Source organism: Acinetobacter sp. OYA S30, from assembly GCF_033599315.1.
Taxonomy (GTDB): domain Bacteria; phylum Pseudomonadota; class Gammaproteobacteria; order Pseudomonadales; family Moraxellaceae; genus Acinetobacter; species Acinetobacter baumannii.
Genome location: NZ_JAWVAV010000024.1, coordinates 30,222 through 54,886, shown reverse-complemented (window position 1 = coordinate 54,886; position 24,665 = coordinate 30,222). Strand labels below are relative to the sequence as shown.

At 39.7% G+C, this 24,665-nt stretch carries 21 protein-coding genes and 1 tRNA gene; 17 read left to right on the top strand and 5 right to left on the bottom strand.

The window, feature by feature from the left end; all coding sequences use genetic code 11:
- Nucleotides 1–60 precede the first annotated feature (60 nt).
- From R5R67_RS12685 to R5R67_RS12635, 11 genes are all read left to right on the top strand, one after another.
- Nucleotides 61–136: transfer RNA gene (locus R5R67_RS12685), tRNA-Trp, on the top strand.
- A gap of 75 nt (nucleotides 137–211) precedes the next feature.
- The gene (secE, locus tag R5R67_RS12680) at nucleotides 212–652 is read left to right on the top strand and encodes a preprotein translocase subunit SecE (RefSeq protein ID WP_032010126.1); all 441 of its coding nucleotides are present in this window, start codon (nucleotides 212–214) and stop codon (nucleotides 650–652) included.
- Nucleotides 653–659: 7 nt separating this feature from the next.
- Nucleotides 660–1,193, top strand: coding sequence for a transcription termination/antitermination protein NusG (nusG, locus tag R5R67_RS12675; RefSeq protein WP_000832994.1), 534 nt, complete (start codon nucleotides 660–662; stop codon nucleotides 1,191–1,193).
- A 108-nt stretch (nucleotides 1,194–1,301) separates the two neighbouring features.
- Nucleotides 1,302–1,730, top strand: a complete 429-nt coding sequence (gene rplK / locus R5R67_RS12670) for a 50S ribosomal protein L11 (RefSeq protein ID WP_001074682.1) — start codon at nucleotides 1,302–1,304, stop codon at nucleotides 1,728–1,730.
- 3 nt (nucleotides 1,731–1,733) lie between these two features.
- Nucleotides 1,734–2,429, top strand: a complete 696-nt coding sequence (gene rplA, locus R5R67_RS12665; RefSeq protein WP_001096694.1) for a 50S ribosomal protein L1 — start codon at nucleotides 1,734–1,736, stop codon at nucleotides 2,427–2,429.
- A gap of 319 nt (nucleotides 2,430–2,748) precedes the next feature.
- Nucleotides 2,749–3,255: a 50S ribosomal protein L10 gene (rplJ, locus tag R5R67_RS12660; RefSeq protein WP_001196213.1), complete on the top strand. Its 507-nt coding sequence runs from the start codon at nucleotides 2,749–2,751 to the stop codon at nucleotides 3,253–3,255.
- 42 nt (nucleotides 3,256–3,297) lie between these two features.
- Nucleotides 3,298–3,669, top strand: a complete 372-nt coding sequence (gene rplL / locus R5R67_RS12655; protein WP_001229360.1) for a 50S ribosomal protein L7/L12 — start codon at nucleotides 3,298–3,300, stop codon at nucleotides 3,667–3,669.
- Between the two features lie 305 nt (nucleotides 3,670–3,974).
- Nucleotides 3,975–8,063 carry a DNA-directed RNA polymerase subunit beta gene (gene rpoB, locus R5R67_RS12650; RefSeq protein ID WP_000331899.1) on the top strand — a complete coding sequence of 1,363 codons (4,089 nt, stop codon included), beginning with the start codon at nucleotides 3,975–3,977 and terminating at the stop codon, nucleotides 8,061–8,063.
- Between the two features lie 86 nt (nucleotides 8,064–8,149).
- Entirely contained in the window at nucleotides 8,150–12,343 is a 4,194-nt protein-coding gene (gene rpoC / locus R5R67_RS12645) for a DNA-directed RNA polymerase subunit beta' (protein WP_000653927.1), read from the top strand.
- A 167-nt stretch (nucleotides 12,344–12,510) separates the two neighbouring features.
- Nucleotides 12,511–12,876 carry a hypothetical protein gene (locus R5R67_RS12640; RefSeq protein ID WP_000738603.1) on the top strand — a complete coding sequence of 122 codons (366 nt, stop codon included), beginning with the start codon at nucleotides 12,511–12,513 and terminating at the stop codon, nucleotides 12,874–12,876.
- 213 nt (nucleotides 12,877–13,089) lie between these two features.
- Nucleotides 13,090–13,446, top strand: coding sequence for a YMGG-like glycine zipper-containing protein (locus tag R5R67_RS12635; RefSeq protein ID WP_001034851.1), 357 nt, complete (start codon nucleotides 13,090–13,092; stop codon nucleotides 13,444–13,446).
- A gap of 28 nt (nucleotides 13,447–13,474) precedes the next feature.
- Here R5R67_RS12635 and R5R67_RS12630 read toward each other — a convergent pair whose 3' ends face one another.
- On the bottom strand, nucleotides 13,475–13,972 hold the full coding sequence (locus tag R5R67_RS12630; protein WP_000996189.1) for a DUF4442 domain-containing protein: 498 nt from the start codon (nucleotides 13,970–13,972) through the stop codon (nucleotides 13,475–13,477).
- Between the two features lie 117 nt (nucleotides 13,973–14,089).
- On the opposite strand from R5R67_RS12630, the gene R5R67_RS12625 reads away from it, so the two are divergent.
- The 5 genes from R5R67_RS12625 (at nucleotide 14,090) to htpG (ending at nucleotide 19,966) form a co-directional block, all read left to right on the top strand.
- Nucleotides 14,090–14,968, top strand: a complete 879-nt coding sequence (locus R5R67_RS12625) for an alpha/beta fold hydrolase (protein ID WP_160945177.1) — start codon at nucleotides 14,090–14,092, stop codon at nucleotides 14,966–14,968.
- A 104-nt stretch (nucleotides 14,969–15,072) separates the two neighbouring features.
- Nucleotides 15,073–16,497, top strand: a complete 1,425-nt coding sequence (locus tag R5R67_RS12620) for a Na+/H+ antiporter family protein (protein ID WP_000994938.1) — start codon at nucleotides 15,073–15,075, stop codon at nucleotides 16,495–16,497.
- Between the two features lie 327 nt (nucleotides 16,498–16,824).
- A complete protein-coding gene (locus tag R5R67_RS12615) occupies nucleotides 16,825–17,406 on the top strand; it encodes an OmpW/AlkL family protein (RefSeq protein WP_000472948.1) in 582 nt (193 codons plus the stop codon).
- A gap of 184 nt (nucleotides 17,407–17,590) precedes the next feature.
- Nucleotides 17,591–17,944, top strand: a complete 354-nt coding sequence (locus tag R5R67_RS12610) for a lysozyme inhibitor LprI family protein (RefSeq protein ID WP_001080205.1) — start codon at nucleotides 17,591–17,593, stop codon at nucleotides 17,942–17,944.
- Nucleotides 17,945–18,046: 102 nt separating this feature from the next.
- Complete coding sequence (gene htpG / locus R5R67_RS12605; protein WP_001294942.1) at nucleotides 18,047–19,966, top strand: molecular chaperone HtpG; 1,920 nt, start codon at nucleotides 18,047–18,049, stop codon at nucleotides 19,964–19,966.
- Nucleotides 19,967–20,049: 83 nt separating this feature from the next.
- Here the strand turns inward: htpG and R5R67_RS12600 are convergent, their stop codons facing one another.
- From R5R67_RS12600 to R5R67_RS12590, 3 genes are all read right to left on the bottom strand, one after another.
- Nucleotides 20,050–20,952, bottom strand: coding sequence for a hypothetical protein (locus R5R67_RS12600; protein WP_002014580.1), 903 nt, complete (start codon nucleotides 20,950–20,952; stop codon nucleotides 20,050–20,052).
- 121 nt (nucleotides 20,953–21,073) lie between these two features.
- The gene (locus R5R67_RS12595; protein WP_000846676.1) at nucleotides 21,074–22,213 is read right to left on the bottom strand and encodes a hypothetical protein; all 1,140 of its coding nucleotides are present in this window, start codon (nucleotides 22,211–22,213) and stop codon (nucleotides 21,074–21,076) included.
- A 358-nt stretch (nucleotides 22,214–22,571) separates the two neighbouring features.
- Nucleotides 22,572–23,276 carry a DsbA family oxidoreductase gene (locus R5R67_RS12590; RefSeq protein WP_001261850.1) on the bottom strand — a complete coding sequence of 235 codons (705 nt, stop codon included), beginning with the start codon at nucleotides 23,274–23,276 and terminating at the stop codon, nucleotides 22,572–22,574.
- 177 nt (nucleotides 23,277–23,453) lie between these two features.
- Between R5R67_RS12590 and R5R67_RS12585 the strand changes: the two genes are divergently transcribed.
- Complete coding sequence (locus tag R5R67_RS12585) at nucleotides 23,454–24,212, top strand: hypothetical protein (protein ID WP_001255248.1); 759 nt, start codon at nucleotides 23,454–23,456, stop codon at nucleotides 24,210–24,212.
- A gap of 21 nt (nucleotides 24,213–24,233) precedes the next feature.
- Here R5R67_RS12585 and R5R67_RS12580 read toward each other — a convergent pair whose 3' ends face one another.
- A complete protein-coding gene (locus R5R67_RS12580) occupies nucleotides 24,234–24,599 on the bottom strand; it encodes a MerR family transcriptional regulator (protein WP_001046657.1) in 366 nt (121 codons plus the stop codon).
- Nucleotides 24,600–24,665: the final 66 nt, after the last annotated feature.

Below are 24,665 nucleotides of genomic sequence, written 5' to 3'. Positions count from 1 at the left end.
GCATAATATAGTGACGAATTACGTCTCAAGTTGAGAGCTTTGGCTCTCAACTTGCTTTATAGGTCAGTAGTTCAATTGGTAGAGCGTCGGTCTCCAAAACCGAATGTTGGGGGTTCGAGTCCCTCCTGACCTGCCATATTTTGAAATAAAAAGCTTGATGCTGGCTTAGTTGTTCATATAATAAGTCGCGAGTTCTACGACGAGTACAAAAATGTCGAATGATAAATCGCGTGACGCATTGAGCGACGCGCCAATTCCTCAAAGAAATAATTCTGCTGAAGTTGTTCGTTCTGGTTCGCCTTTAGATATCGTTCTATGGGTGATAGCAATTGTATTATTGCTCTCGGCTACCATGGTGAATCAGCATTTACCAGCATATTGGGCCCCTGCAAATGATGTTTGGGTGCGCGTTGGGGTAATTTTTGCTTGTATCGTTGTGGCTTTAGGTTTATTATACGCCACCCATCAAGGTAAAGGCTTCGTTCGTTTGCTGAAAGATGCACGAGTCGAATTGCGTCGAGTAACTTGGCCAACAAAACAAGAAACAGTCACAACATCGTGGCAGGTTCTATTGGTTGTAGTTGTTGCATCATTAGTTTTATGGTGTTTTGACTATGGTTTGGGTTGGTTAATTAAGTTGATTATCGGGTAAAAGAGCTATGAAACGTTGGTACATTATTCATGCCTATTCTGGTTATGAAAAACAAGTGATGCGTTCACTTAAAGAACGAATCCAGCGTAGCGCTGTTGCCGATAGCTTTGGTGATGTCCTTGTTCCTACCGAAGAAGTGGTAGAAATGAAGGATGGTAAGAAGCGTAAATCTGAGCGTAAATTCTTTCCTGGCTATGTGTTAGTTGAAATGGAAATGAATGACGATACTTGGCACATTGTTAAAGAGTGTCCAAAAGTATTAGGTTTTATTGGTGGTACACCTGAAAAACCTGCGCCAATCACTCAACGTGAAGCAGATGCGATTCTTGCGCGTGTACGTAATACTGGTGAAGCCCCACGTCCTAAGACGATGTTTGAGCCAGGTGAAGAATTACTTGTTATTGACGGTCCATTCACAGACTTTAAAGGTGTGGTGGAAGAGGTTCAATACGATAAGTCACGTTTAACGTTGACGATTAACGTGTTTAATCGACCAACTCAGGTTGAACTCGAATTTCGCCAAGTCGAAAAAACGATTTAATCTTAATTGGTTGAAAAGCGCCCGATTTTATCGGGCATTGTTGTTGTAACAGTATTGTTACGTAGAAATTGGGGAGCCTAACGGCGTTTGTACCCAGAGGTATTTAAAATGGCTAAGAAGATTGACGGCTATATCAAGCTGCAAGTTCCAGCTGGTAAAGCAAATCCATCTCCACCGATTGGTCCTGCACTAGGTCAACGTGGTGTAAACATCATGGCATTCTGTAAAGAATTCAATGCTGCTACACAAAAAGTTGAACCAGGTCTTCCAATCCCTGTAGTGATTACTGTGTACAACGACAAGTCGTTCACATTCATCATGAAAACTCCTCCAGCTTCTATTCTTCTTAAGAAAGCTGCTGGTATCCAAAAGGGTTCATCTGTACCTAACAAAACTAAAGTTGGTAAGTTGACTCGTGCTCAATTAGAAGAAATCGCGACTACTAAAGAACCAGACTTAACTGGTGCTGACTTAGACGCGCGTGTTCGTACCATCGCTGGTTCTGCACGTTCTATGGGCTTGGAAGTGGAGCTATAAGACATGGCAAAGTTAACTAAACGTCAAAAAGCCATTGCTGCTGCTGTTGAAGCGAACAAAGTTTACACTTTGGAAGAAGCAGTACAGGTTCTTAACAGCTTGCCTGCTGCAAAGTTCAAAGAATCTTTAGACATCTCTGTAAACCTTGGCGTAGATCCACGTAAATCTGATCAGGTTGTTCGTGGTGCGACTACATTACCTGCAGGTACTGGTAAAACTGTACGTGTAGCTGTATTTGCTCAAGGCGCGCAAGCAGAAGCTGCGAAAGAAGCTGGTGCTGATGTTGTAGGTTTTGATGACCTTGCTGAAAGCATCCAAGGTGGAAACCTTGACTTTGATGTTGTAATCGCTGCTCCTGACGCTATGCGTGTTGTTGGTAAGCTCGGTACAATTCTTGGTCCACGTGGTTTAATGCCAAACCCTAAAGTTGGTACTGTAACTCCTGACGTTGCTGGCGCTGTTAAAAACGCTAAATCTGGTCAGGCACGTTACCGTGTAGACAAAGCGGGTATTATTCACGCTGCGATTGGTCAAGTTGGCTTTGATGCTGCTGCAATCCGTCAAAACGTTGAAACTTTAGTTGCTGACTTGAAAAAGTTAAAACCTGCAACTTCTAAAGGTGTATACATCAAGAAGATCACTTTGAGCTCAACTATGGGTCCTGGTCTTACTGTTGATGTAAACAACGTTTCTAACTAAGTTTTAACTTGGTTAAGTAAAGAATTTTAAAGTCCTGATGAGGATTAAGCATAAAACAGAAAAGTTATTTCTGCTTTTGCTTCGGTAGAGTAAAGCTTTATCTATTACTTATCAGGCGGACTTTGAATTGATAAATGAGAATTTATCAGCGTCAAAGACCTCAGGCGAAAAGACGTTATTTTCGAATAGCGATTTTCTTAATAAACCAGCCTGCGTAGACGCGGTGGTGTGATTTGTTCCTCCTCCGCGTGTAAGTCGAAAGACTTACGAACTGGGAGTGTGCCCATTGGGTACATAAATCACCTTAGGAGGTTTTACAATGGCTCTTCTTATTGAAGACAAAAAACAGATCGTTGCAGAAGTAAGTGAAGTTGCTTCTAAAGCGTTTGCAGCCGTTGTTGCTGACTATCAAGGTTTAAGCGTAGAGCAATTAACAACACTTCGTGTTGAAGCTCGTAAGCTAGGTGTAACTACACGTATTGTACGTAACACTTTGGCTAAACGCGCATTTCAAGGTACTCAGTTTGATATCTTGAACGACAACCTTGTTGGTCCAACAATTCTAGGTTTTTCAACTTCTGAAGATGACATGGGTGCAGCTGCACGCTTGTTCGAAGAATTTGCTAAAACTAACAAAGCATTTGAATTAAAAGCTGCTGCATTTGACGGCAAAGTTTATCAAGGTGCTGATGTTAGCGTTATTGCTAATCTTCCGAACCAAGAGAAAGCGCTTACTATGCTTGCCTCTGTCCTTCAAGCTCCTATTTCGAAATTGGGTCGCCTCATTACAGCACTCAAAGAGAAAAACGAGTCAGAAGCTGCTTAATCAATTTTACACACCATTCAATATCCATTTGGAGTTATTCTCATGGCTTTAACTAACGAAGAAATCTTAAATGCAGTTGCTGAAAAAACTGTTCTTGAACTTGTTGAATTAATTTCTGCTTTCGAAGAGAAATTCAACGTATCTGCAGCTGCTGTAGCTGTTGCTGCTCCAGCTGGTGGCGCTGCTGCTGCTGCTGAAGAACAATCTGAATTCAACGTTGAGTTGACTTCTTTCGGTGCTAACAAAGTAGCTGTAATTAAAGCTGTTCGTGAAGCAACTGGTCTTGGTCTTAAAGAAGCTAAAGACTTAGTTGAAGGCGCTCCTCAAGTTCTTAAAGAAGGCGTTTCTAAAGAAGAAGGCGAAGAACTTAAGAAGAAACTTGAAGAAGCTGGTGCTACAGTTACACTTAAGTAATTGTAAAAGGAGTCGGTTTTTAAATCGGCTCCATAAAATGGCTGATGGCTCTTGGGTCATCAGCCTTTTTGCGTTACAATAATCGGCTCGATTTTTGTTAGTTTTGTTTGGTTTTTAGAGAAAGCCTAAATAAAATAAATAAATTCAAATGCTTACCAATATTTTTCATTTTTAAAAATATTGTTAAGCGTTTTTATACCACTAAAAATTGCAGCATTTGTAAACAGTGGTGGCCATATCGGCCTGCGTAATTCCTTCTGAGCCCGTTCTGCAGGCGGGCTTGGTTTACTTTCCGAGGACTCCAGATGGCATACTCATATACCGAAAAGAAACGGATCCGTAAGAATTTTGGTAAATTGCCCCAAGTAATGGATGCACCGTACTTATTATCGATTCAGGTCGATTCGTACAGAACATTCTTGCAAGATGGCAAATCACCAAAAAACCGCGAAGATATCGGTCTCCAAGCCGCATTTCGTTCAGTTTTTCCTATCGAAAGTTATTCTGGCAATGCTGCTTTAGAATTTGTTGAGTATAGCCTTGGTAAACCTGAGTTCGATGTACGCGAATGTATCCTTCGTGGCTCGACTTATGCGGCACCAATGCGCGTTAAAATTCGTTTGATTATTAAAGATCGCGAAACTAAATCAATTAAAGACGTACGCGAACAAGAAGTCTATATGGGTGAAATTCCACTCATGACTGAAAATGGTACCTTTGTTATCAACGGTACTGAGCGTGTAATCGTATCTCAATTACACCGTTCGCCAGGCGTATTCTTTGACCATGATAAAGGGAAGACCCACTCAAGTGGTAAAGTGTTGTATTCAGCACGTATCATTCCTTACCGTGGTTCATGGTTAGACTTCGAATTTGATGCAAAAGACTTAGTTTACGTACGTATCGACCGTCGTCGTAAATTACTTGCTACAGTTGTGTTACGTGCACTAGGTTATAACAATGAACAGATCTTGAATTTGTTCTATGAAAAAGTACCAGTGTATCTTGACATGGGTAGCTATCAAATTGACCTCGTACCTGAGCGTTTACGTGGTGAAATGGCTCAATTTGATATTACTGACAATGAAGGTAAAGTCATTGTTGAGCAAGGTAAACGTATTAATGCTCGTCATGTACGTCAAATGGAAGCTGCAGGTTTAACTAAGCTTTCAGTTCCTGATGAATACTTATATGAGCGTATCACTGCTGAAGATATTACTTTACGTGATGGTGAAGTAATTGCTGCAAATACTCTGTTAAGCCATGAAGTAATGGTGAAGTTGGCAGAAGGCGGTGTTAAGCAATTTAATATCTTGTTCACTAACGATATTGACCGTGGTTCATTCGTAGCTGATACATTACGTGCTGACTTGACGCGTGATCGTGAAGAAGCATTAGTAGAAATCTACAAAGTAATGCGTCCAGGCGAGCCACCAACAAAAGAAGCGGCTGAAAACTTATTCAATAACTTGTTCTTCTCTTCTGAACGCTATGACTTATCTCCAGTAGGTCGTATGAAGTTCAACCGTCGTTTAGGTCGTCCTTACGAAGTTGGTACTGATCAGAAGTCACGCGAAGTTGAAGGTATTTTATCGCACGAAGATATTATCGATGTATTACGTACATTGGTTGAAATCCGTAACGGTAAAGGTGAAGTCGACGATATCGACCACTTAGGTAACCGTCGTGTACGTTCTGTTGGTGAAATGACAGAGAACCAATTCCGTGTAGGTTTAGTTCGTGTTGAGCGTGCTGTTAAAGAGCGTTTAAGCCAAGCAGAAACAGATAACTTGTCTCCACAAGATTTGATTAATGCAAAACCAGTTGCTGCTGCAATCAAAGAATTCTTTGGTTCAAGCCAGTTATCTCAGTTTATGGACCAAAACAACCCATTATCTGAGATTACACATAAACGTCGTGTATCTGCGCTTGGTCCTGGTGGTTTAACACGTGAACGTGCAGGCTTCGAAGTACGTGACGTACACCAAACTCACTATGGTCGTGTTTGTCCAATTGAAACTCCTGAAGGTCCAAACATTGGTTTGATCAACTCGCTTTCTGTATACGCAAAAGCGAATGACTTCGGTTTCTTGGAAACACCATACCGCAAAGTTGTAGATGGTCGTGTAACTGATGATGTTGAATATTTATCTGCAATTGAAGAAGTAGGTACTGTTATTGCACAGGCCGACTCTGCAGTAGATAAAGATGGCAACTTAACAGAAGAATTCGTTTCTGTTCGTCATCAAGGTGAATTCGTACGTATGCCGCCTGAAAAAGTAACGCATATGGACGTTTCTGCACAGCAGGTAGTATCTGTTGCTGCATCACTTATTCCATTCCTTGAACACGATGACGCAAACCGTGCGCTCATGGGTTCAAACATGCAACGTCAGGCAGTTCCTACTTTACGTGCGGATAAACCGCTTGTAGGTACAGGTATGGAAGCGAACGTTGCACGTGACTCTGGTGTGTGTGTAATCGCAAACCGTGGCGGTGTAATTGAATATGTAGATGCTTCTCGTATCGTTATTCGTGTAAACGAAGATGAAATGGTTGCAGGTGAGGCAGGTGTAGATATCTATAACCTCATCAAATATACGCGTTCAAACCAAAATACTTGTATTAACCAAAATGTTATCGTGAACTTGGGCGACAAAGTTGCTCGTGGTGACATCTTGGCAGACGGTCCGTCAACAGACATGGGTGAACTTGCGCTTGGTCAAAACATGCGTGTAGCGTTCATGACATGGAATGGTTACAACTACGAAGACTCGATCTTGTTATCTGAGCGTGTACTTCAAGAAGACCGTTTAACCTCTATTCACATTCAAGAATTGTCATGTGTAGCACGTGATACTAAGTTAGGTGCAGAAGAAATTACTGCCGATATTCCTAACGTAGGTGAAGCTGCGCTTTCTAAACTTGATGAATCAGGTATCGTTTATATCGGTGCTGAAGTTACTGCTGGTGACATCTTAGTTGGTAAAGTAACGCCTAAAGGTGAAACTCAGTTAACTCCTGAAGAAAAACTGCTTCGTGCAATTTTTGGTGAGAAAGCAGCTGACGTTAAAGACTCATCTTTACGTGTTCCATCTGGTACTAAAGGTACAGTTATTGACGTTCAAGTCTTCACTCGTGATGGCTTAGAGAAAGATGACCGTGCTTTAGCAATTGAAAAAGCACAGCTTGATTCTTATCGTAAAGACTTGAAAGAAGAATACAAGATCTTCGAAGAAGCGGCTCGTGAGCGTGTAATTCGTTTGCTTAAAGGCCAAGAGTCTAATGGCGGTGGTTCAACTAAACGTGGTGATAAACTTTCTGAAGATTTATTATCTGGTTTAGAGCTTGTTGACTTACTTGAAATTCAACCAGCAGATGAAGCAATCGCTGAGCGTTTAACTCAAATTCAAGTGTTCTTAAAAGAGAAGAGCGCAGAAATCGATGAGAAATTCGCTGAGAAGAAACGTAAGCTTGCAACAGGTGATGAATTAACAACTGGTGTATTGAAAGTTGTTAAAGTTTACTTAGCTGTTAAACGTCGTATTCAGCCTGGTGATAAGATGGCTGGTCGTCACGGTAACAAAGGTGTTGTATCTAACATCTTACCTGTTGAAGACATGCCACATGATGCTAACGGTGTGCCGGTAGATATCGTATTGAACCCGCTGGGTGTACCATCTCGTATGAACGTGGGTCAGATTCTAGAGACTCACTTGGGTATGGCGGCTAAAGGGCTTGGTGACAAAATCGAAAAAATGTTGAAAGAACAACGTACAGTTTTAGAACTGCGCGAATTCTTAGACAAGATTTATAACAAAGTCGGCGGTGAGCAAGAAGATCTTGATAGCTTGACTGATGAAGAAATTCTAGCGCTTGCAGGTAACTTGCGTGCGGGTGTGCCTTTAGCTACTCCTGTATTTGATGGTGCTGAAGAAAGTCAAATTAAAGACTTACTTGAATTGGCTGACATTTCACGTACGGGTCAAACAGTATTGTTTGACGGACGTACAGGTGAACAGTTTGACCGTCCAGTAACTGTTGGTTACATGTACATGCTTAAATTGAACCACTTGGTTGATGACAAGATGCATGCGCGTTCAACTGGTTCTTACTCACTTGTTACACAACAACCGCTTGGTGGTAAAGCACAATTCGGTGGTCAGCGTTTCGGTGAGATGGAAGTATGGGCACTTGAAGCATACGGTGCAGCATATACACTCCAAGAAATGCTTACAGTGAAGTCGGATGACGTTGAAGGCCGTACTCGCATCTATAAGAATATTGTAGATGGTAACCATTATATGGATCCGGGTATGCCTGAATCGTTCAACGTATTGACCAAAGAGATCCGTTCTTTAGGTATCAACATTGAACTAAAAAATGGTGACTAAGTCGTAAGACTCACGATTTTTTAGGTAAAAACAATATTTGTGACCCAGTCGGGTAAGCGAGGCTTCCCGACACACGGAGAAAAAAATTGAAAGACTTGCTCGATATCATGCGTAAGAAAACGGACTCAGATGGTCATGCGCCAGTTGAGTTCGACCGTATCCGTATTGGTCTTGCGTCACCAGAAATGATTAAGTCATGGTCTCATGGTGAAGTTAAAAAACCTGAGACAATCAACTATCGTACGTTCAAACCAGAACGTGATGGTTTGTTCTGTGCCAAAATCTTTGGTCCAGTAAAAGATTACGAATGCTTGTGTGGTAAATACAAGCGTATGAAATACAAAGGCGTCATTTGTGAAAAATGTGGCGTTGAAGTAACTACAGCAAAAGTTCGTCGTGAACGTATGGGTCACATTGAGCTTGCTTCTCCAGTTGCACATATCTGGTTCTTAAAATCGTTACCATCCCGTATCGGTTTATTACTTGATATGACACTTCGTGATATCGAACGTGTATTGTATTTCGAATCATACGTTGTTACTGATCCTGGTATGACACCATTTGAAAAGTATCAACTTCTTAATGATGAAGAATACTTTACTGCTCTAGAAGAGCACGGCGACGAATTTGTTGCAAAAATGGGTGCAGAAGCAGTTCAAGACTTGTTGAAAGACATCGACCTTGAAGCTGAAATTTCACGTTTACGTGAAGAAATTCCTCAAACAACTTCTGAAACGAAGTTGAAAAAAGCGTCTAAGCGCTTGAAATTGATGGAAGCATTCAAAGACTCAAACAACAAGCCAGAATGGATGGTAATGAACGTACTTCCGGTACTTCCACCAGATTTACGTCCATTAGTTCCACTTGAAGGTGGTCGTTTCGCGACTTCTGACTTGAACGACTTATATCGTCGTGTAATTAACCGTAACAACCGTTTGAAGCGTCTTCTTGACCTTGCAGCGCCGGATATCATCGTACGTAACGAAAAACGTATGTTACAAGAGTCTGTAGATGCGTTGCTTGATAACGGTCGTCGTGGTCGTGCAATTACTGGTTCTAACAAACGCCCATTAAAATCTTTGGCAGATATGATCAAAGGTAAACAAGGTCGTTTCCGTCAGAACTTGTTAGGTAAGCGTGTTGACTACTCTGGTCGTTCGGTAATTACTGTAGGTCCTACTTTACGTCTTCACCAATGTGGTCTTCCGAAGAAAATGGCACTTGAATTATTCAAGCCATTCATTTTCGCGAAATTACAAGCTTCAGGTCAGGCAACAACCATTAAAGCTGCGAAGAAAATGGTTGAGCGTGAGACTCCGGAAGTTTGGGACGTTCTTGCATCTGTAATTCGTCAACATCCAGTAATGTTGAACCGTGCGCCAACACTTCACCGTTTAGGTCTTCAAGCATTTGAACCTATTCTTATTGAAGGTAAGGCAATCCGTCTTCACCCGCTCGTCTGTGCTGCGTTCAACGCCGACTTCGACGGTGACCAAATGGCGGTACACGTTCCATTGACACTTGAAGCACAGTTAGAAGCTCGTGCATTGATGATGTCAACAAACAACATCTTGTCACCAGCAAACGGTGAGCCAATCATCGTTCCTTCTCAGGACGTTGTCTTGGGTCTTTACTACATCACTCGTGATGCAGTAAACGCGAAAGGTGAAGGCATGGTGTTTGCGGATACTCACGAAGTAAACCGTGCACTTGCAACTGGTCAAGTTGCGATCCATGCTCGTGTTAAAGTACGTGTGCATCAAACGGTTATCAATGAAAATGGTGAGCGTGAACAGCAAACTATTATTGTTGATACAACACCAGGTCGTTGCTTACTTTGGGAAGTTGTTCCAGAAGGTTTAAGCTTTGACATGATCAACCTTGAGATGACTAAAAAGAACATCTCTAAGTTAATCAACTCTTGCTACCGTAAACTTGGTTTGAAAGATACAGTTATCTTCGCTGACCAATTAATGTACTTGGGTTTCCGTCAAGCGACTCGTTCAGGTGTATCTGTAGGTATGGAAGACATGTTAATTCCACCTACGAAACACACAATTATTGACAAAGCGGAAACAGAAGTTCGTGAAATCGAACAACAGTTCGAACAAGGTTTCGTAACTGCTGGTGAACGTTATAACAAAGTTGTCGATATTTGGGCGCGTACAAACGACCAAGTTGCTAAAGCAATGATGGATAACTTGTCTTATACACTTGTGAAAAACAAACAAGGTGAAGACGAGAAGCAAAAATCATTCAACAGTATCTATATGATGTCTGACTCTGGTGCCCGTGGTAGTGCGGCTCAGATTCGTCAGCTTGCAGGTATGCGTGGTTTGATGGCAAAACCGGATGGCTCGATTATTGAGACTCCAATTAAAGCGAACTTCCGTGAAGGTTTGACAGTACTCCAGTACTTCATTTCAACACACGGTGCGCGTAAAGGTTTGGCCGATACTGCATTGAAAACTGCGAACTCTGGTTACTTGACTCGTCGTCTTGTAGACGTAGCACAAGACTTAGTAATTACTGAGCCAGATTGTGGTACAAGTGGTGGTCTAGTGATGACTCCATTCATTCAGGGTGGTGATGTCATCGAGCCATTACGTGACCGCGTATTAGGTCGTGTAACTGCTGAAGATGTACGTCGTGCATCTGATGATGAAGTTGTATTACCTCGTGGTACGTTAATTGACGAGAAAATCGCAGCTCAGCTTGAAGAGGCTGGTGTCGATGAAGTTAAAGTACGCTCTGTAATCGCATGTGAATCAACATTCGGTGTATGTGCGAAATGTTATGGTCGTGACCTTGCTCGTGGTCACTTGGTAAACCCAGGTGAGTCAGTAGGTGTAATGGCTGCACAATCAATCGGTGAACCAGGTACACAGTTAACAATGCGTACGTTCCACGTGGGTGGTGCTGCAAGCCGAACTTCTGCTGCAAACAGTGTTCAAGTACGTAACAAAGGTACTGTACGTTTCCATAACGTAAAAACTGTACAACATGCGAAAGGCCACTTGGTTTCAGTTTCACGTTCAGGTGAAATTGGTATTGCCGATGAGTTAGGTCGTGAGCGTGAACGCTACAAACTTCCTTACGGTGCGAGCATCTTGTTGAAAGATGGTGAGCTTGTTGAGGCTGGCGGTATCGTTGCGACATGGGATCCGCATACGCATCCATTGGTAACAGAAGTTGCTGGTAAAGCACGTTTCAGCCAAATTGCTGATGGTGTAACTGCAACATCTAAAACTGATGATGCAACTGGTATGACAACTGTTGAAATCTTGCCTGTAACAGCACGTCCTGCTTCTGGTAAAGATTTACGTCCAGCAATCGTATTAGATACAACTGATGGCGGTGAACAGTTCTACTTCTTACCACAAAACACAATTGTGACTGTTCGCGACGGCGAAACAATTGGTGTGGGTGACGTTATCGGTCGTGTACCACAAGAATCTTCACGTACTCGTGATATTACCGGTGGTCTTCCGCGTGTTGCTGACTTGTTCGAAGCACGTAAGCCGAAAGAACATGCGATCTTGGCAGAAGTGTCTGGTATCGTAAGCTTCGGTAAAGAGACCAAAGGTAAGAACCGTTTAGTGATTACTCCAGATGACGGTTCTGAAATTTACGAAGAGTTGATTCCAAAATGGCGTCAAATCAACGTGTTTGAAGGCGAACATGTGAACCGTGGTGAAACCATTTCTGATGGTCCACAAAATCCACATGACATCTTACGCTTGAAAGGTGAAGTTGCTTTAACTAACTACATCGTGAACGAAGTTCAAGACGTTTACCGTCTCCAAGGTGTAAAAATCAACGATAAGCATATTGAAGTTATCGTACGTCAAATGTTGCGTAAAGTTGATATCATCGATGGTGGTGATACAAGCTTCATCAAAGGTGAACAAGTGGATTACATCCGTGTTGTTCAAGAGAACCAAGCTGTCTTGGCTCAGAACAAGTTCCCTGCGAAGTTTGAACGTCAATTGATGGGTATTACGAAAGCATCGCTTTCTACTGACTCATTCATCTCTGCTGCATCGTTCCAGGAAACAACTCGTGTGTTAACTGAAGCGGCTGTAACAGGTAAAGAAGATGATTTACGTGGCTTGAAAGAAAACGTTGTAGTGGGTCGCTTGATTCCAGCTGGTACTGGTCTTGCATACCACTTAGAGCGTCGTCGTCAAGAAGCGGAAGCAGCAGAACATGCTCTTCACAATGACTTCAGCGAAGTAGACCAAGCATTTAGCCAAGCTTTAAACTCAGAACAATTCTAAGCTTAAACTTGCATTAAAAAGGCGCCTTAGGGCGCCTTTTTTGTGGAAAAAATAAGCCATTTTTACAAAAAGTCTATTAAAGCACTCTTAATTTATTACTTAATGGGGGAAAACCCTCCATGAAAGCATACTATTCTAGGCGCAACTGAGTAGAGGAGTAGCTTTTAATGAAAAAAATGATGATGATTGCAGGTGTTGGTTTAATGTCAACTACTCTATTTGTAGGTTGCCAAAATGCTAGCCCAGAAAGCAAACGTATTGGTTCGGCAGCTATCGGTGGTGGTGCAGGCGGTGCTGTAGGTAAACATATAGGCGGTAATATTGGTGCAGGTTTAGGAGCAGCACTTGGTGCTGGTGTTGCCGCTAATGCCAAAGGCTCTAGCAGTAAAACAGTACGAAATAGTGCCATTGGTGCAGGTGTTGGGGCAATCTTAGGCGGTGCAGTGATTGGTGGTGACGCTGGTGCTGCTGCAGGTGGAGCACTCGGTGGTAGTGCTGGTGCAGCCTATGAAGAGAAAAAAGGTAAGTACTAAAACTACCTCTAACTATATTAAAAAAGAAGCTCTTATTTCATTAAGAGCTTCTTTTTTATCTGCTTTTAAAAGATGTAAATTTAACTCATCACTGCACATAAATTGGCTTTACAAAATATCTATTAATTACGACAGTGCAATAACACAAACTGATCAAATTCCCCATAAAAGAAGACTATGCTTTGATTAAAGCCCAAAGGAGTGAGTACGGTCATGAATAAAAAAATTGGTTTAATATCTACTGTCATATTATCAACAGTTATGTTCACCGGCTGTCAAAATATGAGTCCGTCTGACCAGCGTATTGGTGCAGCAGCAGCGGGTGGTGCATTGGGCGGTGGTCTTGGTAACCATGTTGGTGGTGGTATCGGTGCAGGCTTAGGTGCTGCGGTAGGTGCAGGTGTGGGTTCTAATACTCAAGGTGGCAGTAAACAAACTACAACCAAGAGTGCGATTGGTGCAGGTATTGGTTCGGTCGTTGGTAAAGCTATCATAGGTGGTGATACAGGTGCTGCAATTGGTGGCGCAATCGGTGGCGGTGCTGGTGCTGCGATTGAAGAAAAGAAATAAAAATAAGTGAAATGAAAAATAAGCGCCTTCAGGCGCTTATTTTATTAGTAGAAGGTTTTGCTTTTTTACGTCGGATATAAAGTGTCTTTTGGACTTCAGCAATTCTCACACCTGATTCATCGAAAATATTTAAATGATATGTTCTAAGAACAGGAGCATAGTTTTCGGCAAGTTCACGAATTTGTTCAATTTCTGCTAAATCAACGCGAATGTCAGCATAAACGGTACTTCGGCCAGGTGATAAAAAATTAATTTCAGCTGCTTTATCCCAAACAATATATTTTGATCCGAGATGATGCATAAGAATCAACATATAAAAGGGGTCAACCATTGAATAAAGGCTTCCGCCAAAGTGAGTGCCTACCAGATTTTGATTTTTCCAAGTAAGTGGCATTTTTACCCGAACATGACAGAGCTCTAAATTCATGACTTCAATATGAATTCCAGCTCCACGGTAAGGTGGGTAATGGTTAAATAAGAATTTGGAAATTGAAGGAATGTTCTGAAGTTTTTTTAAAATAGCCATAATAGTCAATTTTTTTTATTGCAACACTGGTCATACTAGATAAGTATCATCTTTTTTATATTGATGGCAATGCTTTATCCGATTAACGACATGATCGATTGAAAAACAAAATAGGAAATGATTATGCAGCCAAAGATTTATGCCGTAACGACAAGTGATCAACAAACCCTGTGTGCCAAGGCTTGGGGTGATGAGAAAAATATTCCATTAGTGTTAGTGCATGGTTATCCAGATAATCAGGAAGTATGGGAATCGGTCATTGAGCATTTAATCAATGATTTTTATATTGTGACTTATGATGTCCGTGGGGCAGGCTTATCATCTATTCCTAAACGGATACGGGATTACCGTTTAGAACGTTTATCTTTAGATTTGCAGGAAGTCATAGATGAGGTAATCCCAAATCGACAGTTCCATATGGCTGCGCATGATTGGGGTTCAATTCAGTCTTGGGAATCTGCAACAGAACCTAAATTTAAAGGCCGTTTACTCTCTTATACAACAATTTCCGGTCCATGTTTGGATCATGCGGCACTTTTCTTAAGAGAGAAGTTCAAAACATCACCTGCACAGATCCTAAAAATACTCACAAAATCATGGTATATCGGAGCATTCCATTTACCGCTAATTGCTCCAACTGTATGGTCGCTGTTTAGTCCAGAAAAGTGGGGTAAGATCTTAAAAGATTTAGAGCGAAAAGATAATTTGCCTTTAAATAGTAATATTTCCTCAGATGGGAAATACGGTATTAACTTATATCGTGCGAATTTTATTCCACGTTTAACTAGCCCTCGTCAGCGTTATGCGCAATGTCCAGTTAAAGCAATTATTTTAAAATATGACACTTTTGTCAGCCCAGAATATATTACAGAAGCGATGCCAAAATGGGTTGAAAACTTCGAATATGTTGAGCTTGAAGCAAATCATTGGGCGATTTTGAGTCAGGCTGAAAAAGTGGCAGCTCATATTCGCCAGTTTATTAACTCGCAGAGCTAATAAGTGACTGTTTAATATACAAAACTGGTAATTCGGCGATATTTTCGGCTTCATTGAGGTGAATCTGGTAGAATATCGCCTTTTGTTTTGCTCTGAACTTATTCATGAATGCTGTCGTTATTGCGATTGCAGTGATGTTCTTATTATCACTGGCGCGCGTTTCTGTCGTACTGACTTTAGTGGTTTCTGCCATTGTGGGCGGCCTCGTAGCGGGTTTAAGCCTTTCTCAAACTGTTGAAGCCTTTAACGCTGGTCTTGGTGATGGTGCTGAGGTTGCACTTGCCTATGCAGTGTTAGGGGCATTTGCTCTGGCACTTTCAAAATCTGGATTACCCGATTTACTTGCCCATAAACTGATTGGTTTATTGGGAATGGAAGCGGGGAAAAGCCGAGAAACTAAAGTGAAATATTTACTCTTAGGTATTTTACTGATCGCAGCTATTTTCTCTCAAAACCTTATTCCAGTTCATATTGCATTTATTCCTGTACTTGTACCGCCATTATTACGAGTCATGAACCATTTAAAACTAGACCGCCGCGCCGCAGCCTGTGTACTTACGCTAGGCTTAGTTGGGACATATATTTTCTTACCTGTTGGCTTTGGTGCGATTTTCCTTGAACAGATTTTGATGGGAAATATCAACAAGATTGGTGCTGCTTATGGCTTACATGTAGAACGTGGCATGATGCCTATTGGTATGGCAATTCCAGTTTTGGGAATGGTTCTAGGCACCTTGGTTGCGGTATTTATCAGTTACCGTAAGCCACGAATTTATGCTGACCGTTCGATAAGCCCTGTAACTACAATTGATTTAGATAAACCTCTTCGTGCAACTGCACAAGATGAAACAGCAGACTTAAAAGCAGACGCAGAAGAACTTAAACATGAGGCAGAGCAAGGCCCTGTTATTGCTAAAAAAACAATTTTTATGGCTTTACTGGCTATTGGACTGACTTTAGTTGCGCAGCTTTATTCCGGCTCAATGATCTTGGGTGGTTTAGTGGGCTTTGCAGTGCTTTCTACGGCAGGCATTTTTAAATGGCAAGATGCAGATGATGTCTTTGTACAAGGCATGAGAATGATGGCTCTAGTCGGTTTTATTATGATCTCTGCTGCTGGTTTTGCTTCAGTTATGACTCATACCGGAGATATTAACCAGTTGGTTAAAGGTGTGGTAGAAATCATTGGTGATAACCGTGCGCTTGCTGCATTTTTAATGCTTTGTATTGGCCTATTTGTCACGATTGGTATAGGTTCATCTTTCTCAAGTGTTCCTGTATTAGCTGTTATTTATGTACCTTTATGTGTCCAGTTCGGTTTCTCACCGTTAGCGACAATTGCACTTATCGGGACAGCTGCTGCTTTAGGTGATGCTGGATCTCCGGCTTCTGATTCTACCTTAGGACCAACAGCAGGTTTAGGTGTAGATGGGCAACATGACCATATTTGGGATACTGTGATACCAACATTTATTCACTTTAATATTCCGCTATTAATTTTTGGTTGGATTGCAGCCATGGTTTTATAATTTTTATAAAATATTAAATAAAGACCTCCTTAGTTTTTATCTAGAGATAATGATTAAGGAGGTTTTTTTGTGGTATAAACAAAACATGTATTTAGAATAAACTATATTAAAATACTCGGGATTTAAAGTTTATTAAAAAGGTTGGTTATATAAAATAATTCTGATTAATTAGGTTGGAATAAAAAACCAATTAAAATAGTCGGTTAATATATAATTTTATTTAAAACAGTTATTTAAAAATAAATATAAAAATAATTTTATAATGGGTGTTGCATCAATTTAAAATAAATGTTTATTATAAATATAAATAAGGTTGGAGATATTAAAGTGTTCAAAAAAGCATTAGTTATTGCATTAATGGGGGTGTCTTCATTTACTTTTGCTGGTAATTGGCAAGTAAAATTTGGGGGTAGCGTTATTGCTCCATCTGAAGACACAACAACTGCTTTAGGTGTGGTAAAGGCAGACCATGAATATGCATTTACTCCATCAGTAGAATACTTTTTTGGTCAAACTCCATTTTCGGCAGAATTATTATTAGCAACACCTATTAATCACGATGTTTTATTAAATGGTCAGAAAGTAGCGCGTATTAAACAATTGCCACCAACAATTACAGCAAAATATCATTTTAAAAACTCGACTCGTTTTACACCGTATATTGGTATCGGGGCAACAGCATTTATTCCTTGGGATGAACAAGGCGTAGCTGACAAAGTAAAAGAAGATTTTGGTGTCGCTGGCCAAGTTGGTTTTAACTTCCAACCTGCTGATGCTAAAAATTGGGGAGTATTTGTAGATGTTCGTTATGCAGATATTAGTCCAGAAGTTACTTTAACAAATGGTGCTAAATTTGACTTAGATATTAACCCGTTTGTTTACACTTTAGGTTATAGCTATAAATTCTAAGCATAATAATAAATAGAAAGAATATAATAATAAACCTAGATTCAGGCACCTCACATAGTTTTTTATGTGAGGTTTTTTATTTCATGGTTCTCACTAAAAAACGCATAAAATAGACAGTTTTATACATATTTTATCGTTCTTTGTTTCTAAACTATTTTTTATACATTTTTAAAGGAATAATATGATGAATAGAAAATTTGCCATGGGGCTAGCACTTTTTAGTGGTTTAGCTTTTACGCATAGTTTGCAAGCCGCTAGTTTCTCTTGCAGTGCTGCAAAAACAAAGACTGAACTCAGTATTTGTAAGAACCGATCTTTAAATGATGCCGATGTCAAAATGGCAACGACGTATCAAATTGTTTTACATGCACTACCAATGGGTGGACGTGATAATCAAAAAGATACACAGCAGCAATGGCTGAAAAAAAGAAATGCTTGTGCAGCTAATGTGAGTTGTATTTCTAAGGCATATCAACAAAGACAAAAACAACTAGACACTATTTTACAAGATAGGGTCTTAAGCCATGGCCCATTTTAATTAGAGAAAAATTTTTTAATATTCAGGATTGAAAAATTCTAGAAGTACTCCATTCATAAAGCATTCGAGAACAAACAGACTTCAAAATTTAAGGAGTGATTTATGAGTGAACAAGCATCACAAAATTATAGTTTCCAAGCGGAAGTAGCACAGCTTTTACATTTAGTGACGCATTCTCTCTATTCAAACCCTGAAATTTTCTTACGTGAACTTATCTCTAATGCATCAGATGCATGTGATAAATTACGTTTCGAAGGAATTAATCATCCTGAATATTATGAAAATGACCCTAATTTACATGTACGAATCAGCTTAAATAAAGAAGATAAAACTTTAACGATTTCTGATAACGGTATTGGTTTAAGCCAACAAGAAGCCATTGATAACTTGGGTACCATTGCAAAATCAGGTACTAAAGATTTCATGTCAAAATTGACGGGTGACCAGAAAGCGGATGCTCAGTTAATTGGTCAGTTTGGTGTTGGTTTCTACTCAGGTTTTATTGTTGCCGATAAAATTACGGTTGAATCACGCCGCGCAGGTCTAGATGCTTCTGAAGGGGTGCGTTGGATCAGTGGTGGTACAGGTGAGTTTGAAGTTCAGCAAATTGATAAAGCTTCACGCGGTACTGACATTATTCTTCACTTGCGTGATGACGCGCTTGATTATTTAGAGTCTTATAAAGTTAAGCAAATCGTTAATAAATATTCTGACCACATTAGCTTGCCAATTGAAATGCAAAAAGAAGTTTGGCAAGAAGAAGAGGTTGCTGAAGGTGAGGAGCCTAAAGGCGGCCAAATGGTCAAAACAGATGAGTGGGAAGCAATTAACTCGGCAAGTGCCCTATGGACACGTAACAAGAGTGAAGTGACTGAAGAGCAATATGTTGAGTTCTATAAAAACTTAACTCACGATTTTGAAGCTCCGCTTGCATGGGCACATAACCGTGTAGAAGGTAGTACGGAATATACCCAGTTACTTTATATTCCAAGTAAAGCACCTCATGACATTTTTACACGTGAAGCAAAAGCAGGAATTAAGCTGTATGTAAAACGCGTATTTATTATGGATGATGCGGACAATCTAATTCCAAACTATTTACGCTTTGTACAAGGTGTCGTGGACAGCGCTGATTTACCGCTTAATGTCAGCCGTGAGTTGTTGCAAGAAAGCCGTGATGTTAAGACAATCCGTGAAGGTAACGCACGCCGTGTACTCACTTTGCTTGATGGCTTAGCTAAATCTGAAGATGAGAAAGACCAAGAAAAATTTAAAACGTTCTACACTGAGTTTGGCTCAGTTCTTAAAGAAGGTTTGGGTGAGGACTTCGGTAACCGCGAACGTATTTTAAAATTATTACGTTATGCAACTTCCACAAATGATGAAGTAACAACTTCTTTTGCGGACTATAAGGCACGCATGAAAGAAGGCCAAAAAGCTATCTATTATGTGACTGCTGAAAGTTTAGCTGCTGCTAAGAACTCTCCACAGTTGGAGTTGTTTAAGAAAAAAGGCATTGAAGTATTATTAATGGCAGAGCGTGTTGACGAGTGGGCAATGAACTTTGTTCACGAGTTTGACGGTACGCCATTGAAGAATGTATCTAAAGGTGCAGTTGATTTAGGTGACTTGCAAGATGCTGAAGAGAAAAAGGCACTTGAGCAAGCGGCTGAACAGTTTAAGCCTGTTGTTGAGAAATTAAGTGATTCATTGAAGGCTAAAACCAAAGAAGTCCGTGTAACGACTCGTTTGGTAGATTCTCCGGCATGTTTAGTGACTAGTGAAGGCGAGTTGTCTCCTCAACTTATTCGTATGCTCAAACAAGCGGGGCAAGCCGTACCTGAAATCAAGCCAATTTTAGAAATTAACCCTGAGCATCCTTTAGTGAAAAAACTTGAAGGTTCAGAACAATTTGATGATTTGGCGAATGTGATTTTTGATCAGGCAGTGATTGCAGAAGGTGGATTACCTGAAGATCCGGCAGCTTATGTGAAGCGCATTAATAGCTTGTTGCTAAAATAATTTTGCAATAGAAAAAGCCTCTGAATTATCAGGGGCTTTTTTGTGGATAAAGAAAGAGTTATCCACAATTTGATGGTTTTTGTCTAAAAATTAGCTTCCAGATTCATTTGGACACTGAGCTGATGCTTGGGGTCATCATCAAGATGGTTAAAGAAATTAAGATCATTTTGCATAAAAATCCAATCTCTCCATATCGGTTGACGCCATGAAATATAAGGTCCCCAACTATTTAGGCGGATATCATTATTGGCATATACACCACCGCTATAAATACCGTAAGTCAGACGATTATCTTTTATAAATTCAAATTGTTGGAAAGTCCAATTCCCCCAGTTGTAATCTTCTTTTCCACTCTTATTTACATTAAATGTATTGGAAAATAATGTGTTATCTTGCATTTTCTGCGTTAAGTTCAGCGTCGTTTCAGTGTAATTCCGGCTAGTCGAACCATATCGGAAAATTTGTTCAGTATCTAGACTAATGTTATGTCGTAAATTCCATTTTTTCTTGGCAAGAAATTGTACATAAACATCACTTTCCGAGTTTGAGCCTAGATCAAGATCATTTTCAAATGGCATCCAGGTTGAAATGGTATTCCAACTTGCTGTGAGCGGATTATTTTCTGAAACATGAGGAGTTGAAGCTTTCTTCTTGATCTTGCCAAAGGTTTTATAAGGATGTTTATGTTGGGCTGCGCGACTCCACAACGTATCATTTCCAAATACAGCCATCAGGTCTTGAATAAGTGCGGTATCTGAACTATGACTTGGTTCTACTTCGCATGGTGAATGTAAAAAAGATACAGACTGACTTTTTGTTTTGAGAGTAACCACAGACGAATACAGGGTTCGCCTTGTAGAGCGTGAGTGTTTCAAAGAAGTAGGAAAAAGCTGTATATGAGGAATTAAAACCAGCATACCTAAGCTATAAATGCAAAGTAAGGCAGTAGATCTGTATTCAAATGAAAAAGAAGAGAATTGATTCATTTTTCTGAAGATCAGGAATCAAAAATTAGCTCGTTATTGTAAGAAGAAAAGCTTAAATTTTTATTTAAAAGTATTTTATTATTCATCACCTTGGATGGGGAATCCAAGGTGATTTTTAAGCTTAGAAAAGGGCTTCTAATCGTAAGAATGTGCTCACATAATGGTTGCGATCTTCACGATGGTCATTAAAGTAATTGAGGTCGCCTTGTACAAAGAACCATTCACGTAAAACAGGCTGACGCCATGATACAAATGGTCCCCAACTGTTTAAACGTAAATCGTTGTCATTGTAGTAGCCACCTGTATAAATGCCATAGTTAAAACGGTTATTTGCAAAGAAGCTATGTTCTCGGAAAAGACGGTTTTCCCATGTCAAATCATCGTCTTGATCATCGGCATAAGTTAAGCTGAACTGGTTTGATAAGATCGGCTGATTTGGACGAGCATGAGTGAGTTCAAGATTAGTACGTAAGTAGTTTTCACTATCTATGCCATAACGATAAATTTGTTCTGCATAAAATTTAAAATCATTACGGAGTTGCCAGTCTCTCGATGCTTTTAAACGGACATAAATATCATCGCCAGAACGGATACCTAAGTCAGCGTCTGTTTCAAAAGGTAGCTTTTTCGAGAAATTTGACCAACGTAATGCGATTGAGCTGTTGTCATCTCGAGTTCTTTTACCATCTAACTTTTTATTTGGATCTTGATTTGGGTTTTGATTGATATTGGCTGGGCTATTATTAAATTCGTCATCTAAAGAGTCATCACCAAATACCACACTTAAACGCTTCTCTAGAGTAGGTAATTTAATCTTACCGCGAATTCTGGGCTTGATTTCATAATTATCATATTCATTCCAATAGTTATCGATCATGACCCGAATGGTGGCTGACGCGGGTTTTTGTGGGTCAACTTCACCAAACCAATTATCAATTTTTCCAGATGTACGATCGGCCCAATTACGAATTTTCTTTTGTTTACGGTCAAACCAAGTCTGATCTTCGGTTTGCTCGGTTGGTGGAACAATTGGTTCGTTGGACTGCTCCGGGAAAATCGTTGGGGTTGCATCAATCCATCTCGGAATTTGGTCTAAAAGATTTTCATCTTTATTTTCTTCGGCTTGTGCTCCAGATGATAAACCGTTTACTTGTTGGGTTGAGGAAGAATTTACTTCTGCATGAGCCATACATACTGAACCAAATCCTAAGGTCAAAAGGGCAAAAAGCTGCCGATATGTAATGATGTGAAATGTTTTCATATCTATCTTTATGTTTTGTTGTTATTGTCACTTTTGTAGATTTTTCTAATAAAATCAAGAGGACGACACAAAACTTAAGTAAATTTAACTTTTCTTACATATTTGAAATTAATTAAAAAGTTTAAGCTATTAGCGATAATTTTTAAGCAAAAAAAATCCCCCAAACTAGGGGGAGTTTTTGATCAAGGAAACTTCAAATTCCGATCATTAAACACATAAAAAACAGAACATTACAGCGCGAATATTCTAAGCCGCAATCATAAACCGATTTTAAACAATTGAATAGTTCTTTTTTTAGAACGCTCTATTGCTAAAATGGTGATAAAACATACGACTCGTTCACACTTTATCGTTAAGCCTATTTATTTTGTGGAATATCGCATGTTTCATCATTACAAACAGCTGCGTCATCTTGCTCGATATTTTCAGCATTTGCCTTGAGTTGTGCTTGTTCTAGTACTTGTAAAAACACTTCACGAGGTTGTGCTCCTGCAAGTGCGATTCTTTGGTCAAATACAAAGAAAGGTACGCCAGTTACATTGAGTTGCTCATGTGCAATTTTTTCATCATGACGAACAAAGTCAGCCAACTCATTTGTATCGAGTACATATTCAACTTCGGCATTATCAAGGCCAATACGAGAAGCAATTTCTTCTACAACTTCGCGTTCGCCAATAGCTAAACCTTCAGTCATATAAGCATGGAAAAAGGCTTCTTTTGCTTCGTTTCCTAAACCTTTACTTTGTGCAAGGTGGATAATACGGTGTGCATTAAAGCTATTGCCTGAGTTGGCTTTTTGCCATTGGAAGTCAATACCTTCAGAAGCAGCCATGGCCGCAATGTTGCGTTCCATTTCTTCCATCTCTTCATAGGTACGGCCATATTTTTTAGCTAAACGCTCAGTATTTGAAGTGTCATGTTTTGCAGGAGCATCAGGATCTAGTTCGAAACTATGCCAGTGAATATCAAGCTCGATACCTGCCTCGGCAGCGACATGTTCTAGGCGTTTTTTGCCGATATAGCAGAAAGGGCATACTACATCAGACCAGACATCAACACGCATGGGAGAATCTCATAAATATAATTTACTCATCATAATAGGGATGATGTACACGGATTTAAAGCATTGAATGGAGAATAGAGTGTTGCGTATTGTGAAATAAATGGCATATAAAGAACTATAAGCTCTATTTTATAACTATAAAGAGCAAAACTATAAGAATGGAAATAGGAGGTGTTTATGCGCCGAGTTTTGATTGCAATTGCAAGTCTGGTTGTTATTACGAGTATTGTTTTTTTTACCTATCAACATATAAAACAGCAGCAAGCCAAAGATAGCAGTCAAATGTTTGATGTAGTAATGACTGAAAAAATGAATCAGCTTTATGATCAGGCTCAAGACTGGACTAAACCTGTACAACTTGATATTCACGATAAACGGCTGGCAGGACACTACAAACAAGTCTCAGAGTTTCTTTTGAGTTATTGGGTCCAAAATGTGAACGCACGTAATGAATATTTAAGAGAATTAAAAGCGGCGAAATGGGATACGTTCTTAAATGTTGACCGTTTAGATCATGATAAAAAACAAAAATATGCTGAAACCGAAAAAATGTTAGCCGATGTTCGCAGAGCTTCAGATAAGTATCAATCCGAATATGAAAAAATTCATAAAACTTTCTTGTCAAAAATTCAGGAACTGTCTGTTGATAAAGAGATGAGACAAATCCTCGAAATAAAATTAGGAGCTCAGCAAAAAGCCGATCAGGACCATGCAATTTTTATGATTGAGCTACAAATTTTAGATAAAGCAGAAGAAATGTTTAAGCTTTTAAAAACTTATCCATGGCAAAAGAAAGATCAGATGATACTTTTCCATGAAAATGCTCAGGTCAAAAAGTTTAATACACTGTATCAAGACGTTTTAAAACTTAATGCAAAAATTGAAAAAATTAAGAAAAAGAATGTAGCTGCCTTAGAAGGGGAGTTAAAAGAATAGCGACAGGAGGAGCATCACTTTTTAAATATTGGTGCTCTCAGCTTTTCCTTTTGCCAAGAAAGATTGTAATAAACTTTGAGAAGTTTGCAGTTTGTTTAACTGATCGGACACATGCTTAAGTTCTGTTTGCAGTTTTTCTTGAACCACTGGACACAGCGTAAATACCCGTTCATCTAAATCAAAACATGGCAATAAAACATGAATGTCTTTCAGGTTCATACCTGCGTCATTTAATATTTTAATTTTCTTAATATTTTCAATATCTTTTTGCGTATAACTTCGATAATTATTACTCGCTCGATGAGGCTGTATAAGCCCTAAATTTTCATAATACCGCAGCATACGTGGGCTTACTTTTGTGAGCTCGGAAACTTTAGCTAAGTTCATAAAATGGGGTTGACCTTAACAGTGGTGTCATAGTTTAGCATGTTTTTATATTTCAAAATGGTACTT

Coding starts and splice junctions, on each gene's coding strand:
- nusG (WP_000832994.1), top strand. CDS start 660: ATGAAACGTTGGTACATTATTCATGCCTATTCTGGTTATGAAAAACAA.
- R5R67_RS12620 (WP_000994938.1), top strand. CDS start 15,073: ATGAATGCTGTCGTTATTGCGATTGCAGTGATGTTCTTATTATCACTG.
- rplA (WP_001096694.1), top strand. CDS start 1,734: ATGGCAAAGTTAACTAAACGTCAAAAAGCCATTGCTGCTGCTGTTGAA.
- R5R67_RS12630 (WP_000996189.1), bottom strand. CDS start 13,972: ATGGCTATTTTAAAAAAACTTCAGAACATTCCTTCAATTTCCAAATTC.
- R5R67_RS12635 (WP_001034851.1), top strand. CDS start 13,090: ATGAATAAAAAAATTGGTTTAATATCTACTGTCATATTATCAACAGTT.
- R5R67_RS12590 (WP_001261850.1), bottom strand. CDS start 23,276: ATGCGTGTTGATGTCTGGTCTGATGTAGTATGCCCTTTCTGCTATATC.
- R5R67_RS12585 (WP_001255248.1), top strand. CDS start 23,454: ATGCGCCGAGTTTTGATTGCAATTGCAAGTCTGGTTGTTATTACGAGT.
- R5R67_RS12580 (WP_001046657.1), bottom strand. CDS start 24,599: ATGAACTTAGCTAAAGTTTCCGAGCTCACAAAAGTAAGCCCACGTATG.
- R5R67_RS12595 (WP_000846676.1), bottom strand. CDS start 22,213: ATGAAAACATTTCACATCATTACATATCGGCAGCTTTTTGCCCTTTTG.
- rpoB (WP_000331899.1), top strand. CDS start 3,975: ATGGCATACTCATATACCGAAAAGAAACGGATCCGTAAGAATTTTGGT.
- R5R67_RS12600 (WP_002014580.1), bottom strand. CDS start 20,952: ATGAATCAATTCTCTTCTTTTTCATTTGAATACAGATCTACTGCCTTA.
- rplJ (WP_001196213.1), top strand. CDS start 2,749: ATGGCTCTTCTTATTGAAGACAAAAAACAGATCGTTGCAGAAGTAAGT.
- R5R67_RS12625 (WP_160945177.1), top strand. CDS start 14,090: ATGATTATGCAGCCAAAGATTTATGCCGTAACGACAAGTGATCAACAA.
- R5R67_RS12640 (WP_000738603.1), top strand. CDS start 12,511: ATGAAAAAAATGATGATGATTGCAGGTGTTGGTTTAATGTCAACTACT.
- secE (WP_032010126.1), top strand. CDS start 212: ATGTCGAATGATAAATCGCGTGACGCATTGAGCGACGCGCCAATTCCT.
- rplK (WP_001074682.1), top strand. CDS start 1,302: ATGGCTAAGAAGATTGACGGCTATATCAAGCTGCAAGTTCCAGCTGGT.
- rplL (WP_001229360.1), top strand. CDS start 3,298: ATGGCTTTAACTAACGAAGAAATCTTAAATGCAGTTGCTGAAAAAACT.
- R5R67_RS12610 (WP_001080205.1), top strand. CDS start 17,591: ATGAATAGAAAATTTGCCATGGGGCTAGCACTTTTTAGTGGTTTAGCT.
- htpG (WP_001294942.1), top strand. CDS start 18,047: ATGAGTGAACAAGCATCACAAAATTATAGTTTCCAAGCGGAAGTAGCA.